Origin of the sequence: Sporosarcina sp. PTS2304 (assembly GCF_003351785.1) — a bacterium.
In the GTDB taxonomy this organism is placed as follows: Bacteria; Bacillota; Bacilli; order Bacillales_A; family Planococcaceae; genus Sporosarcina.
The window spans coordinates 661114-676210 of record NZ_CP031230.1 but is presented as its reverse complement, the minus strand read 5'-3'; the positions used below and the strand labels follow the sequence as shown (position 1 = coordinate 676210).

Genomic DNA, 15097 nt, shown 5'->3' with positions numbered 1-15097 from the left:
GAGCTTGTCCCTTTAAAATCATGTCACTTCACGGAAAACTTCCTCACTATTATTGTCGTAAAGCTACGAATTCACTATCCGTAAAAAAACACAGCTTTCCTCTTGGTTGAGAAGAAAGCTGTGTATCTTACTATATATAAATTAGTTATTCACTAGTTCTGTCATGTGCTTTACAACATGATCTACAGTGAATCCGTATTTCTCAATGACAAGATCACCAGGCGCACTAGCACCAAATGTATCGATCGCCATTACCACACCTTCATCGCCTGCATATTTATGCCAGCCAAGTGATGCGCCCATTTCAATTGCTACTCGTTTCTTCACAGATTTAGGAAGCACTGAATCTTTGTACGCTTGATCTTGTTTTTCAAATAAGTCCCAAGATGGCATAGAAACGACGCTGACATCAATATTTTGCTCTTTAAGAGCTGCCTGTGCTTCAACCGCCAAGTTCACTTCAGAACCACTAGCTATCAATATACCATCCGCTTGATCCTTTGTAGCTGGTGAAATAGTATATGCACCTTTTTGAACAGAATCCATTGCCAATTCTTTTGAATTCGGCAATGTGTTTAGATTTTGTCTTGAAAGCACCAGTACAGTAGGAGTATCTTTTGATGTGATCGCTGTATACCAAGCTGCTGAAGTTTCGTTGCCATCTGCCGGACGAATAATTGATAAACCAGGCATTGCACGTAAAGAGGCAAGCTGTTCCACCGGCTCATGAGTAGGGCCATCCTCGCCTACTGCTACACTATCATGTGTGAATACATACGTAACTGGCAAGCCCATTAATGCAGATAAACGAATAGCTGGACGTACGTAGTCACTAAAGACGAAGAACGTTCCACCGAAAACAGATAAACCGCCATGAAGCGCCATACCGTTCAGTGCAGTACCCATCGCAAATTCACGAACCCCAAACCAAATGTTACGGCCGGCATAATCATCAGCAGAGAAATCTCCCGCATTTTTAATCGTTGTTTTATTAGAGCCTGCCAAGTCCGCACTGCCACCAAATAAAGAAGGTACTGCAGTTGCTAATGCATTAATGGAATCTCCTGAAGCTGAACGAGTGGCAACAGATTTACCTACTTCATAAACAGGCATTTGCTTTTGTAAATCTTCAGGAAGTTCGTTTGTAATAGATTGCTTCAATTGTGTAGCCAATTCTTTATGTTCGTTTTCGTATTGCTCAAACAATTCATTCCACTGTTGCTCTTTTTTTGCGCCATTTTCTTCTGCGGCTTGTTTAAAGTTTTCATACACTTCTGTCGGCACATGGAAATTTTCTTCAAATGTCCACTTGTAGTAGTCTTTTGTAAGAGCCATTTCTTCTTCACCAAGCGGTGCACCATGCGCATCGGCTTTACCGGACTTGTTTGGAGAACCGTAACCGATCACAGTTTTCACTTCTATGATTGTAGGGCCGCCAGTGTTACCTTTTGCTTCTTCAATTGCTTTGCCAACCGCTTCGATATCATTCCCATCGTCCACACGTGCGTAGTTCCAATTGTATGACTCAAAACGTTTTCTAATATTTTCAGAGAATGATTTATCTAACTCACCATCCAAAGAAATATCATTACTATCGTATAGTACGACTAGTTTATTCAGCTGAAGATGACCTGCTAAAGAAATCGCTTCTGCAGCTACACCTTCCATTAAGTCTCCATCTCCACATAGTGCGAATGTATGGTGATCCACAACATCAAATCCAGGTTTATTATATGTGGCTGCCAAATGCTTTTCAGCCATCGCCATTCCTACAGCCATTCCAATACCTTGTCCTAATGGCCCTGTAGTCGCTTCTACACCTGCAGTATGACCGTATTCTGGATGTCCTGGTGTTTTTGAATCCCACTGTCTAAAATTCTTAATGTCGTCAATTGTCAAACCATAGCCGCTTAAATGTAACAAGCTGTATAATAGCATGGATCCGTGTCCTGCAGACAGCACAAAACGGTCACGATTAAACCATTGAGGATTCGCTGGATTATGATGTAAATATTTTGTCCATAGCGTATATGCCATAGGAGCAGCTCCCATTGGTAACCCCGGGTGGCCTGAATTGGCTTTTTCAATCGCATCGATTGATAATGTTCGGATTGTCGTTATAGCCAGTTGATCGATTTTTTCGGTCATTCTGTACATCCTTTCCGTCCTGTCTCATGAGAGTGTTTTATGATACATATTCCTACTCTAGTGTAGTCAATTTCACTAAGAATTACAATGACAATCAGCTGTCATTGATTAATTTAACGGCTTCTGATTCTGTCTTGCTTCTTTTACTTTTTCAGGTGTGACGTCATTTCCCTCAGCGTCGATCACTTTTACAGACTCAATTGTTTCTCGCATACTAGAACGGAATGTTTCTAAATATTCTTTTCGTAATAATGTTTGTTCTTTTGCTTCTTCGATTGATAAACCTGTAGTTTTCTTTTTATTTGCCAGTTCATTAATGCGTTTCATCTTCTTTTCAGATAACATTTTAACAACCTCCAAAAAATTTCATTACTTAAAATGTAAACAACATGGAGGTAAAGTGCAAACGATTAGTGTTCTCGCTCTGTAAACTCTTTATATCTTCTATGAATTGTCGCTTTACTGGCGGAATGACCTAATCCTTTTAAAACATTCGCAATTTCTTCAAATGTCAAACCCTTACTTCGCAGTTCAATAATTTCGTCCATTGGAAGTTCTAATTTCTCCCTTCCTGGACTTTGATCAATCGAGTGTAAATTTAAAGATGGATCATACCCTTTTTGAACTGCTCTTTTCATCCCGCGACGAATTTTTGCATTATGTAATTTTCGTTGATATTCTTCTACTATCGCTAAAATTTCCAATAACATAGTATCCATTTCATTCAATTCTATTGAACCGTTCGAATGATTCGTAATGACTGTCGTTTCACTTTTAGCAATAACATGTAAAATAGCCACTCTAGCATTCCCTCTGCCTAAGCGTGTCTCATCTTGAATAAGAACAGCATCGATATGACCATCTTGTATGCGATCCATTAATGAAAGCAATCCTTCACGATCCATATCATAGCCACTTTGACGATCAGTAAATATTTCCACACATTCATATTCCAACTCTTGTGCGAGCTGTTCTAACTCTTCTTGTTGTCTAATAATTGACTGTTCCTGTGTATCTTTTTCTGTACTCACACGACAATAAATCACGCACTTCTTTGCTGTCATCTACCTTCCACTCCTAATTCTGCAACTCGTGAATCTGATCCTTTTTTTATTTTTATAGGAAGTCGCAGTAATTCACCTGAATTGATCTGATCAGTTGATAATTCATTTAGTGAGATTACTTGGTCAATCCAATGATGTCGCGGCATACCTTCCGAGTAATTAGATGCCAGCTCCCATAATGTGTCTCCTTCATTAATAACTATTTCCAAGTATTGATCTTCTTCCGCCAGTTTATCAAATTGATACCAAGCGAATGATAGACACACTAATAATAATAACGCAAAATAATAATTTTCTTTAATAAATTTCATCATGTAGTTCATAATAAATCCTCCTCGATTTTCGTTTTTAGGAATACACGTTCGTACCTGTTATTTATATTATATGAGAACATACGATTGGCTGTCAAGTGAAAATTAGAACCTTTGTTTGATTAGTAATCGAACACATGTTATACTATATTCAATATAATTGTTTAATATTCTGCAATTTAAAAACTTTTGAAGAGGTGAGTCATTTGAAAAAGATATCTAAAAGACAGGAAGAAATATTAGCCTTCATTAAGGATGAAGTGCGCTTAAAAGGCTACCCCCCTTCCGTACGTGAAATAGGAGAAGCAGTCGGTCTTGCATCCAGTTCGACTGTTCATGGACACTTATCCCGCTTGGAAAGTAAAGGGTTTATCCGTCGTGACCCGACAAAGCCAAGAGCAATTGAAGTGTTAGATCCTGAAGGTTTAGATGAATTAAAAAGTGGAGTTATGCATGTTCCGTTAATTGGAAAAGTGACAGCAGGGAATCCGATTACAGCTGTTGAAAATATTGAAGAATATTTCCCTTTGCCTGATACGTTCAGTTCTTCAGATGATGAAATTTTTATGCTAGAGATTGTCGGAGACAGTATGATTGAGGCAGGTATTTTAAATGGTGACCGAGTAATCGTTAGACAGACACATTCAGCGTCTAATGGAGAAATTGTCGTGGCTATGACAGAAGAAGATGAAGCCACAGTGAAGCGATTCTTTAAAGAGAAAGATTTCTTCCGTTTACAACCTGAAAACTCGTCAATGGAACCGATCATCGTTGACAATGTTTCTATATTAGGCAAAGTCGTCGGTGTTTATCGCATGATTCATTAAAAAAGTGTATCAACTACCCTTACCAGGTTGTTGATACACTTTTTTTAAACTAATTTTTGCGCTAATAATTGCTCCATGGAACTTACAACAGCCGCTTTTACGTGCTCATATGTTAGTCCGCCTTGAACGTACGCTGTAAAAGGCGGTCGAATGGGGCCGTCTGCAGTCAATTCGATACTTGAACCTTGAATGAACGTCCCAGCCGCCATAATAACATCATCTGTATAACCTGGCATATAAGATGGTTCAGGTGCGTAGTGTGCATTGATTGGCGAGTTTTGCTGGATCATTTGACAAAATGCTATCATTTGTTCTGCGGTAGAGAAATTTACAGATTGAATTAAATCCGTGCGCTGTTCACTATAATGTGGCTTTGTGTCCATTCCGAATGCGCCAAAGAAGGCTGAAGTAAATAACGCACCTTTCACCGCTTGGCTTACAACATGTGGTGCTAAAAAGAAGCCTTGATACATTTCCAGTAACGTATCAAGTGACGCACCAGCTTCTGCTCCTAATCCGGGTGAAGTCATACGGTACGCGCATTTTTCAACGAGTACTTTTTTGCCCGCAATATATCCTCCTGTTCTCACAAGACCGCCACCGGGATTTTTTATAAGTGAACCTGCCATTAAGTCTGCGCCTACTTCCGTCGGCTCTTGTAGTTCAACAAACTCCCCATAACAATTATCAACGAAAATAATAGCATCTTCTTTAATTTCACGTACTTCTTTAATCATTTGTTCAATTTCATGTACTGTAAATGAAGGATTACTTGAATATCCTTTTGAACGCTGAATAGCCACCATTTTTGTATTTGATGAAATCGCTTCTTTTACTTTCTTGTAATTGACTGAACCGTCCTCATTCAAATCAACATGTCGATAACTGATTTGATAGTCCTCTAATGATCCGGTATCTTTTCCGTGACCAGAAATAATCGATTCCAATGTATCATAGGGCTTTCCAGTTATGTATAAGAGTTCATCACCCGGTCGTAAAATACCAAACAGACTAATGGTAATCGCATGAGTTCCCGAGATGATTTGACTTCGAACTAGACAATCTTCCGCTCCGAATACATCGGAATATACTCGTTCCAATGTATCTCTTCCACTGTCATCATATCCATATCCTGTAGAGCCGGTTAAATGAAAGTCGCTCACTTGATTTTGTTTGAATGCCTGAAGAACTTTACGCTGATTATAAAATGCAATCTCTTCTACTTTCTTTACATATGGCTTAATAGTGTCTTCGGCCTGTTGTACTTTTTTCAACAATTTTTCATTTATCGGTGCTATTTGCATATGTCGTACCTCTTTTCATTTTATCCATCTTCTATTTTAGCAGAATGCGCATATTTTCCAACGTAAACGCAACAAAAACAGGCCTCAGCCTGTTTTAAAGTTTCATCATGAATAGAGTACTGTTACTGTTCATCTTTTAAAATAACGGGTTTTGCTGGAACATATGTTGAAATTGCGTGTTTATAAATGAGTTGTTGCTTGCCGTCTGTTTCTAACAATACTGTATAGTTGTCGTATGATTTAATCAGACCTTTTAATTGAAAACCATTTAGTAAAAATACCGTTACAAACGTATTACTTTTACGTAAAGAATTTAAAAATGTGTCTTGCATATTTCCTTGTGTCATTCAATTGCCTCCCTATCTTTGTTAAATAAGTTATTCCCCACGCACTTCTCATAATCCTCTATTATTTCAAAAGTTCTTTTGAAAATATCTTTTTGTGGTTGGTTAGCATTTACCCACTGAACGGGCAATTTATTCCGGAAGTAGGTTAACTGTCTCTTTGCATAGTTTCGTGTATTCTTTTTAACTGCTTCTATCGCTTGTTCTTTTGTTATTTGTTCATTAAAGTAGGTGATCAGTTCTTTATAACCGATTGCTTGTACAGATTGCGTCTCTCTAATGCCTTTCTTCCAAAGACTTTCTACTTCTTGAAACAATCCCGCATCCACCATCATATCTACCCGCTGATCTATGCGTTCATATAAAAGCTCTCTTGGAACGTCTAAACCTATTATGAGTTCACGGAACATAGACTGATTGCCCTGTTGCTGTTCATGGTCTTGTTTAGTCCGCCCAGTTACTTCAAGTATTTCCAGTGCACGTACGAGTCGCCGATGGTTATTTGGATGGATAGATTGTGCACTTTTGGGATCTAGCTTTTCCAAACGCGTATAGAGTTTTTCAGCACCGAACTCTTCCAGCTCTTCTTCCAACTTTGCTCGTACATTCGGATCCCCTGCTTGCTCAGTAAAACGATAATCAAATAATACCGCCTGAATATACATGCCACTTCCGCCAACAATGATTGGCATCTTTCCGCGTGACTGAATATCTTCAATCCACCACCGAACTGCTTGCTGATACTCCGCTACTGAAAATTGTTCGGTCGGTTCTTTTACGTCAAAAAAATGATGAGGAACTCCTTCCATTTCAGACGCTTGAATTTTTGCTGTTCCGATATCCAATTCTTTATATACTTGCATTGCATCTCCATTAATTATTTCGCCATTTAAAGCACGTGCCAATGCTATGCTTAGCGCTGTTTTTCCAGATGCAGTTGGTCCTACTACAGCAATAACATTAATTGATGCATTCATTTTTCTTCATCCACCCGACTATATTCTTAGATACTTCTTGACGATTTGTCTCTTGTAGCATTTCATGGCGACCACCTTCATAGAGAACGACTTGAACGTGTTGCTGGCCTGCTTTCATAAATTGCTTAGCCGTTTTCCAGACACCTTTCGCACGTTCACCAACTGGATCTTCTGTCCCTGATACTAATAAAATCGGTAAATGACTTGGAATATTCCTCAAAAACGCAGTGGATTCGATTGCTTCTACACCTTCAAGTAAAATTCTGAACAATTGAGATGTCGGAACAAAGCCACACGCTTCGTCCTCATCATATTCGCGAACGCTTTCTGAATATCTCGACAGCCAGGCAGAGGATCCTTCATCCGGAAATCTCTTCGAAAATTCACCGAAGACGATTTTGTGTAGCAGCTCATCTGGTTGTGTATTAGCCAAATTACGTTCTCTCCACTTGGCGAATGCTAGACCTGCTAATCCTACAGTTTTTGATTGGCTGCCCGTTCCAGACAACACTACTTGGCATAATGTATCGCCGTATAACTGGATAAAACGTCTAGCAACAAATGATCCCATGCTGTGTCCAAACAGTGTAACTTTGAGATGAGGATACTTTTGCTTATAACACTGGATTACTTCAAACGTATCATCTACTAATTGATCAAACGTAGCTGCTTCCCCTATATATCCATACGGCCGATTATTCTCAACAGCTGTTTTCCCATGTCCACGTTGATCATGTGCTGTTACGATATAGCCTTCAGACACTAGATAGTCTGTAAACTGTCGATAACGTCCGCTATGTTCAGCGAGTCCGTGCACGATATGAACAATAGCGACCGGTGCGCCTGTAGGTTCATGACTAGTGCTATATAAACGTTCGCCATCTCTCATTTCGATCAATTGCTCTTTCATGAATTCACACGTCCTTTCGCTTCTGCAATCGCATTTTGTAATTCATTCAAATGTAGTGCTTTCTGATCTACCGTATACTGCAGGAGACTGGCCATATAGTTAGTCACATCAGTTGCCAACGATTCTACTACTTGAATTTGAAAGTATAAATCTCCTTTGCGCCGAATAAAGAAGTCACTTGGCGATGTGACCATTTCGTGATGAATACTGTAGATGATTTCTGCACGTAAACTAATAGGTAAAGAATGTTCTTCAGCAGAAATAGCATGGGCAATACGGAAGACTGCATCACTATTCCTACCGTAAAATGAGGCAATGCGAGCGCCCTGTTGTTCAGTCAATCCATAGCGCTCCGCCTTGCTTGCTTGTTGCGCAATAAACTGATCTAACTCTTCGTCATCAGAAAAATCACTGCCTGAGACCGGTAGTTGTTTCGTACTGCAAGGAAGAATATTCGATTTTGGGACTCTCTTAACAATTTTATCAACGATCACTTCTGCCATTTGTCGATAACCAGTTAATTTCCCACCAGCTATCGTTAGTAAACCATGCACCGGCTCCCAAATTTCATCTTGCCGGGAGATTTCAGAAGCGTCTTTGCCTTCTTGTGCGATTAACGGTCGTAGTCCTGCCCAAGTGGACTCTACATCTTTGCGATCTAATTGCACGCTAGAAAATACTCCATTGACGGCACGTATAATATACTGAATATCTTCTTCATCAGCTGTAGGATGTTTTATCTCTCCCGTATAAAAGGTGTCAGTAGTACCAATATACGTCTTGTTATCTCTTGGAATCGCAAATAACATACGTCCATCTGAATGATCAAAATAAATTGCTTGACGCAATGGGAATACAGACTGATCGACTACAATATGGACTCCTTTTGTAATATGCAACTGTTTGCCTTGAGAATGATTCACTTTATTTTGCAGTTCATCTACCCACGGACCAGTCGCATTAATCACCATTGAAGCACCTACTGAAAAACGCTCTCCTGTTAACTGATCTTGCAATACAGCCCCTACTACAGTTTCATTTTCAAAGTTAAACTGTTCACATTTCATATAGTTTACACAAAGCGCACCTTTTTCAGCAGCTTTTTTCAATACTTCAATCGTCAAACGCGCATCATCCGTCTGATACTCTACGTAATGACCACCGCCTACTAACTGCTTTTTCTTCAGTAATGGCTCTAGTGATAATGTTTCTTCTTTCGTAAGCATTTCTCGTCGTTCTGTTTGTTTGACGCCGGCAAGTAAATCGTAGACGAGTAATCCAGCAGAAGTTGAATATTTCCCATAGGTTCCTTTTTTATAAATCGGTAGCAGCATCGGTCGTGACTTCGTAATATTTCGGGAATTTCGGAAGACAATTTCTCGTTCTTTACCTGTTTCAGCAACAATCTTTAGTTCCAATTGTTTCAAATAGCGCAAGCCACCATGAATCAGTTTCGTTGAACGGCTAGACGTGCCCGCTGCAAAGTCCTGCATCTCGACAAGGGCGACAGAGAGCCCTCTTGCCGCAGCATCAAGCGCAATCCCCGCTCCAGTAATTCCACCGCCTACAACTAACACATCAAACGAATAATCTTTTAGCTCTTGGATTTTACTTGGTCTTTCAATCGTTGAAAACATGCAACCACTCTCCTCTGATCTGCTACGTTACATGACTCTTTTGAACATCTTCTCCAGTTCATACGTTGTAAAGTGAATTAATACAGGTCGGCCGTGTGGACACGTATATGGATTAGTACATGCACCTAAGTCGGTTACTAATCGTTCCATATCCGCTTGTGTTAAATAATAATTTGCTTTAATAGATTTTTTACAACTCATCATAATCGCACTTTCTTCACGAAGCTTTTCGATATCTACTTTTCGGCTGCGCAATACTTGTTCAATCATTTCCTCAATAATAGCTGTTGCTTGCCCTTCAGGAAACCATGCAGGATATTCTTTCACTGTATACGTCGCCGGTCCAAATGGTTCTAAAAAAATCCCCACACGTTCTAAAGCATCTTTGCATTCTTCAATTTTTAACTGTTCATCTGCAGAATAATGAAAGACTAGCGGCAACAGCAATTGTTGCCGCTCATCGGAACTGACTTTTCCTAACTTGACTTTAAAATATTCATATTTAATGCGTTCTTGCGCTGCATGTTGATCTATTAAATAAAATCCATCTTCATTTTGTGCAACGATATACGTACCATGTACTTGGCCGATAGGGACAATCGACGGAAATGAATTGTCGAAAGTTACTTGCGATTCAATCTCTTCCGCCACTTCTTCGGCAGGAAGTGGCTCTATTTCATGAACAGTTTTCTCGACTATCGATTGAGGAAATGCGTGTTCTTCGTCTTCTTTTATTGTCTCTTTAGTTTCGGGCGCAGTTTCTTCATACGCTTGAATAATTGGCATTTGTGGCTCTATAGTGCGCGTCCAGGGCTTCCAAATAGATTGTTGTTCTGACTCTACTTTTACTTTCTTCTCTTTTTTTATCGCGTCCGGAATAACCGAAACACCTAAAATTGCTTGCTGTACCGCTTCTTTTATGAGCGATAATAATTCGCCTTCTTTACTAATCCGTATATGTCGTTTTGCGGGATGAACATTGACGTCAGTTAGAATAGGGTCTGTGGTAATATTGACGACAGCAATTGGATAGCGGCCAATTGGCAAGTACGTATGCATGGCATCTATGAGCGACTGAGTTCCCGCATAACTTTTAATCCAACGTCCATTCATCAGCAAGGAAATATAGTTTTTAGAGGCTCTTGTCATTTCAGGCAATGTTACGTAACCATTCACATGGAAATCTGCATTTTCTTTTTCGAATGGAATCATTTTACGTGCGACTTGTATACCGTAAATATCTGATAAAACTTTCAATAATTCACCCGATCCAGTTGTTCGCAATACTTGATGTTGATCATGTGTTAACGTAAATGAAATAGTAGGATGACTGAGTGCCAGCCGATTCAATAAATCAATAGTATGTCCTAGTTCAGTTTGGATCGTTTTCATATACTTCAAGCGCGCTGGTGTATTATAGAATAAGTGTTGTACGAGAAAGTCAGTACCTTTTCTTAAAGCACCCGCTTCATGCTTTATGACTTTTCCACCTTCAATTTCTACTACAGTTCCTTGTTGTTCCCCATCAGACGTCCATAAAGAAACCTTTGATACGGCTGCGATACTAGCTAGCGCTTCTCCTCGAAAACCTAATGTCCGTATACGGAACAAGTCGTGCTCATTAGAAATCTTACTTGTGGCGTGTCTTTCAAAGCAGCGAAGCGCATCTGTTTCAGACATCCCTTTACCATTATCAGTCACGCGTATAGAAGTAAGACCCGCTTCTTCCAATGATATTTCAATTCTCGTACTATTTGCATCGATCGCATTCTCCACTAATTCTTTAACGATGGATGCTGGACGTTCTACTACTTCCCCTGCCGCGATTTTATTGGCTAACGTATCTTCCATAATATGAATATGATTCATTTGCTTCAACCTTTCACTGTAGAGGATAATCGTTCTTTCCAGTCCGCCATTTTCTGCATCGACTGCATCGGTGTCATATTAAATAAATCTACTTCTTGTATTTCTTTTAGTAATTGTTCATGTTCCATTGAAAGTGATGGTTCACTAACAGCATCAAATAATGCGAGTTGTTCGGATACGACAGAAGCTTCACTAGCAGTACTTTCCTCTTCAAATTGTGCTAATAAATTTCTTGCACGTTCCACTAACTCACTTGGCAGCCCTGCTAATTCCGCTACATGAATACCGTAACTTCGATCCGCGGCTCCTGGCAATACTTTGTGTAAAAACACTACTTTGCCATCCTGTTCTTTTGCAGCCACATGAACATTCAATAATCGGGCGAGAACATCTTCAAGTTTTGTTAATTCATGATAATGTGTCGAAAATAACGTATTGGCTCCTATCGTCTCATGAATATGCTCCATCATTGCTTGGGCTAATGCCATTCCGTCATAAGTTGATGTGCCGCGTCCGATTTCATCGAAAAGCAATAAGCTACGGGAAGAAGCATGTGTGATCGCGTATTGCGATTCCATCATTTCCATCATAAATGTACTTTGACCCGAAGCGACATCATCTGCAGCTCCTATACGCGTGAAGATTTGGTCGGTAATAGGCAGCTCCGCTTTTTCACACGGTACAAAACAACCGATTTGTGCCATGACGACTGTCAGCGCCACTTGTCTCATATACGTACTCTTACCCGACATATTAGGTCCTGTAATGAGCAGCATATTACTATTAGCGGCAAGTGTGCATGAGTTCGGAATGTATAAAGAATGATTCATCATTTTTTCAACTACAGGATGTCTTCCATTTTCTATCGCAACGGCCTGTCCATCATGGAAAACTGGACGCACGTATTGATTCTTTTCAGATACTTTTGCAAATGAAAGTAATACATCTAGTTCACTAATAACGGTTGCGAGTTGCTGAATTCGTTTCACATCCGCCTTCACACATTCACGAATATGTTGAAATAAATCCATTTCAAGTGTTTGGCTATCCGCTTCTGCATTCAAAATCAGCTCTTCCTTTTCCTTAAGTTCAGTCGTTATGTATCGCTCAGCATTAGCTAATGTTTGTTTGCGTTCGTAGCGTGTCAAATCAGCTAAATGCACATTCGATTTGGTGATTTCAATGTAATATCCAAATATACGATTATAGCCGATTTTCAATGTTTTAATTCCGGTTGCTTGACGTTCTTTCTGTTCTAGCTCAGCAAGCCACTGTTTCCCATTGCGGGAAGCGTCTCTCAACTGATCTAACTTTTCACTGTAACCGTCTTTAATTAAACCGCCATCTTTCGTTGTTAGTGGTGGATTTTCCGCTATCGAATCTGCGAGTAATTGATACGTATCTTCACAAGCGTCCATTGCATTAGAGTATTTCTCCAGCATCGGTCGTTTCGATTCATGTAATAACTGTTTAATCTTCGGTACATGAGTCAATGAATTGCGGAGTTGCGCTAAATCACGTGCACTTGCACTCCCCATTGAAATTCTGCCTGCAAGCCGTTCTAAATCATAGACATCTTGTAATTCTTCCACGAGTTCTTCTCTCAAGAAAAATTCGTCTATTAAATTGCTTACAGTTTCTAGTCGATCCTCGATTGCCTGACGCTGCGCTAAAGGCTGATGAATCCACATTCTTAATTTTCGTGCCCCCATCGCAGTGACGGTTTCATCGAGTACCCAAAACAGTGTACCTTCCTTTTTACCCGAACGTATCGTTTGTACGAGTTCTAAATTCCGCATAGAGTTCGCATCAATAGATAACTTTGCATCTTTTTCTATATATAGAAATGGACGGAGATGATCAAACATCATTTTTTGCATACGCATTACATATGATTGTAATTTGCGACATGCTTCTTGCAATGATTCTGGAAGATGTGAATAGGTCTCATATCCAACGTTTTCCACTTCATCATTTTCGATAGATAACATAATTTCACGACTTTCAAACATCTCCTGCAAAACTACAAATAACTGCTCGTTTACTACGATTTCCCTCATATGAAGAGCTTCGATTTCTGCCAGCAACGTCCTTTCCGTTCCTTCGACTAACTCGACTTTACCTTCTCCTGTAGCTACATCTAAATAGGCTAATGCATAGCACTGGTTGTCAATCTGATCAATTGCTCCAATAAAGTGATTGGACTCCACATCAATCGTTTTTCCTTCTGTAAGCGTTCCAGGCGTAATCACTTTTACTACTTCCCGTTTAACAATTCCTTTTACAGAACGCGGATCTTCCATCTGTTCACAAATAGCTACTTTATGACCTTTTTGTATTAATGTTTCTATATATCCCGAAGCTGAATGGTAAGGAATCCCACACATTGGAATGCGTGTTTTCGATGCAGAATCTCTACTCGTTAATGTGATTTCTAAAATCGCAGACGCACGCATTGCATCATCAAAGAACATTTCATAGAAATCTCCTAGACGAAAAAATAGAAATGCGTCTGTATAGTGTTCTTTAATTTTTAAATATTGTTGCATCATTGGTGTATGTTCAGACATGGTAACCCTCTTTTACTCGTTCATTTTCTTTTCATTATAACAAACCGCTTGTAAGTTCACGAATCAAAAGGGGTATGATTCGATATTTGCTAACAATGGCTCATCATTCCTTAGTAAAGAATTATTTCAAGGATTAAAATAAACCATTCCAAATAAATCTTGTAGAATGGTTTGTTTTTACTTACTATTTAGTTTTACAGTTCTTATACTTTTCTCTACTTAGTATCAAGCCTGTTGAACATCCAAAGAAAAGAATCGGCTTTTGGAAATGAGGTGCGCCTCAAAAGCGTATCGTCTGGAAGCGTAAGCCGCAAGACACTTTAAGGCAGCGTCACTCCGTGCAATCGCCATAGTGAAACTCATTTGTAAATAAAACAATGAGTGAATTATATATAATATGGTTAATCAATAGGCTTGTTAATTTAAGTGTCTATACTATCGTACCATATTTATCACATACTAAAACTACAGATATAAGCCAATTCTATGTACTTAACCAAAATAAAAAGCCGGAAAAATTCCGGCTTTTAAAATGGCGAATCTTTTCTATGATTTGGATGATGTGGTGGGTGATCTTTCTTCGGTACCTCTTTACCTTTCTTTTCTTCCATGACAATTGAAGATGATTCGGTCGCTATTGGCCATTCTTCTTCATAAGGATGAGGATGGATCGTTACAGAAACTTTTGTCTCCCCTACCATCTCTACTAATAACTCTCTTTCAATAGAGATTAAGAAATTTTGACCGCATTCGGAAATACTGGCTTCCGTACAATTCGGGTGTTGCAGTACCGTAACAATGGTCTCTTCTTTGCTCGAAGTAGGTTCGTCTCGGTAATGCAATGCAATTTTGTCTTTATACGGAACTGATTCAGTAAAAACCGATGTTTTGGAATGGTCATGGTGTGAGTACCAAACATTTACATCAAAACTACCTGTAACTTCTACATAATTGCCTACCTTTTTCGATTGATGCGTGTGGTTGATCACCCAGCAACCTAAAATACTAGAAGGTCGATTAGGCGGCTTCAACGTTACAGTGGAATCCGATCGATGCTTCCCTTTGGCAATAACGGCTTTCGTTACAATTTGTCGTAAGTTTTTCAGTTTTCTTCCTCCTTCTTAGGCTTCTATCCA

The 15097-nt window shown here is 39.4% G+C and carries 13 protein-coding genes; 1 reads left to right on the top strand and 12 read right to left on the bottom strand.

Annotated elements, in window-relative coordinates:
• Positions 1-141: 141 nt before the first annotated feature.
• The 4 genes from tkt to DV702_RS03010 form a co-directional block, all read right to left on the bottom strand.
• Complete coding sequence (gene tkt, locus DV702_RS03025; protein ID WP_114923406.1) at positions 142-2148, bottom strand: transketolase; 2007 nt, start codon at positions 2146-2148, stop codon at positions 142-144.
• Positions 2149-2256: 108 nt separating this feature from the next.
• Entirely contained in the window at positions 2257-2493 is a 237-nt protein-coding gene (locus DV702_RS03020) for a DUF896 domain-containing protein (RefSeq protein WP_114923405.1), read from the bottom strand.
• A 65-nt stretch (positions 2494-2558) separates the two neighbouring features.
• Entirely contained in the window at positions 2559-3212 is a 654-nt protein-coding gene (locus DV702_RS03015) for a YneB family resolvase-like protein (RefSeq protein WP_114923404.1), read from the bottom strand.
• Positions 3209-3535: a cell division suppressor protein YneA gene (locus tag DV702_RS03010; protein WP_114923403.1), complete on the bottom strand. Its 327-nt coding sequence runs from the start codon at positions 3533-3535 to the stop codon at positions 3209-3211. The genes DV702_RS03015 and DV702_RS03010 overlap by 4 nt, the downstream gene beginning before the upstream one ends.
• A 194-nt stretch (positions 3536-3729) precedes the next feature.
• Between DV702_RS03010 and lexA the strand changes: the two genes are divergently transcribed.
• Entirely contained in the window at positions 3730-4350 is a 621-nt protein-coding gene (lexA, locus tag DV702_RS03005) for a transcriptional repressor LexA (protein ID WP_114923402.1), read from the top strand.
• Positions 4351-4394: 44 nt separating this feature from the next.
• Here the strand turns inward: lexA and DV702_RS03000 are convergent, their stop codons facing one another.
• From DV702_RS03000 to cotE, 8 genes are all read right to left on the bottom strand, one after another.
• Positions 4395-5654, bottom strand: a complete 1260-nt coding sequence (locus DV702_RS03000) for a methionine gamma-lyase family protein (RefSeq protein WP_114923401.1) — start codon at positions 5652-5654, stop codon at positions 4395-4397.
• A gap of 122 nt (positions 5655-5776) precedes the next feature.
• Complete coding sequence (gene hfq / locus DV702_RS02995) at positions 5777-6001, bottom strand: RNA chaperone Hfq (protein ID WP_114923400.1); 225 nt, start codon at positions 5999-6001, stop codon at positions 5777-5779.
• Positions 5998-6975 (bottom strand): tRNA (adenosine(37)-N6)-dimethylallyltransferase MiaA, encoded by a 978-nt coding sequence (gene miaA, locus DV702_RS02990; protein WP_114923399.1) that lies wholly within the window; start codon positions 6973-6975, stop codon positions 5998-6000. Before miaA ends, hfq begins: the two co-directional genes overlap by 4 nt.
• A complete protein-coding gene (locus DV702_RS02985) occupies positions 6959-7885 on the bottom strand; it encodes an alpha/beta hydrolase (protein ID WP_114923398.1) in 927 nt (308 codons plus the stop codon). Before DV702_RS02985 ends, miaA begins: the two co-directional genes overlap by 17 nt.
• Positions 7882-9522: a glycerol-3-phosphate dehydrogenase/oxidase gene (locus DV702_RS02980; RefSeq protein WP_114923397.1), complete on the bottom strand. Its 1641-nt coding sequence runs from the start codon at positions 9520-9522 to the stop codon at positions 7882-7884. Before DV702_RS02980 ends, DV702_RS02985 begins: the two co-directional genes overlap by 4 nt.
• Before the next feature lie 27 nt (positions 9523-9549).
• Positions 9550-11391, bottom strand: a complete 1842-nt coding sequence (gene mutL, locus DV702_RS02975) for a DNA mismatch repair endonuclease MutL (protein ID WP_114923396.1) — start codon at positions 11389-11391, stop codon at positions 9550-9552.
• A 5-nt stretch (positions 11392-11396) separates the two neighbouring features.
• Positions 11397-13961 (bottom strand): DNA mismatch repair protein MutS, encoded by a 2565-nt coding sequence (gene mutS / locus DV702_RS02970; RefSeq protein WP_114923395.1) that lies wholly within the window; start codon positions 13959-13961, stop codon positions 11397-11399.
• Between the two features lie 527 nt (positions 13962-14488).
• Positions 14489-15031 (bottom strand): outer spore coat protein CotE, encoded by a 543-nt coding sequence (gene cotE, locus DV702_RS02965; RefSeq protein WP_371682747.1) that lies wholly within the window; start codon positions 15029-15031, stop codon positions 14489-14491.
• Positions 15032-15097: the final 66 nt, after the last annotated feature.

Excerpts from the sequence above, each read along its gene's own strand:
- tkt (WP_114923406.1), bottom strand. The coding sequence starts at position 2,148 with ATGACCGAAAAAATCGATCAACTGGCTATAACGACAATCCGAACATTA.
- DV702_RS03020 (WP_114923405.1), bottom strand. The coding sequence starts at position 2,493 with ATGTTATCTGAAAAGAAGATGAAACGCATTAATGAACTGGCAAATAAA.
- DV702_RS03015 (WP_114923404.1), bottom strand. The coding sequence starts at position 3,212 with ATGACAGCAAAGAAGTGCGTGATTTATTGTCGTGTGAGTACAGAAAAA.
- DV702_RS03010 (WP_114923403.1), bottom strand. The coding sequence starts at position 3,535 with ATGAACTACATGATGAAATTTATTAAAGAAAATTATTATTTTGCGTTA.
- DV702_RS03000 (WP_114923401.1), bottom strand. The coding sequence starts at position 5,654 with ATGCAAATAGCACCGATAAATGAAAAATTGTTGAAAAAAGTACAACAG.
- hfq (WP_114923400.1), bottom strand. The coding sequence starts at position 6,001 with ATGACACAAGGAAATATGCAAGACACATTTTTAAATTCTTTACGTAAA.
- miaA (WP_114923399.1), bottom strand. The coding sequence starts at position 6,975 with ATGAATGCATCAATTAATGTTATTGCTGTAGTAGGACCAACTGCATCT.
- DV702_RS02985 (WP_114923398.1), bottom strand. The coding sequence starts at position 7,885 with ATGAAAGAGCAATTGATCGAAATGAGAGATGGCGAACGTTTATATAGC.
- DV702_RS02980 (WP_114923397.1), bottom strand. The coding sequence starts at position 9,522 with ATGTTTTCAACGATTGAAAGACCAAGTAAAATCCAAGAGCTAAAAGAT.
- mutL (WP_114923396.1), bottom strand. The coding sequence starts at position 11,391 with ATGAATCATATTCATATTATGGAAGATACGTTAGCCAATAAAATCGCG.
- mutS (WP_114923395.1), bottom strand. The coding sequence starts at position 13,961 with ATGTCTGAACATACACCAATGATGCAACAATATTTAAAAATTAAAGAA.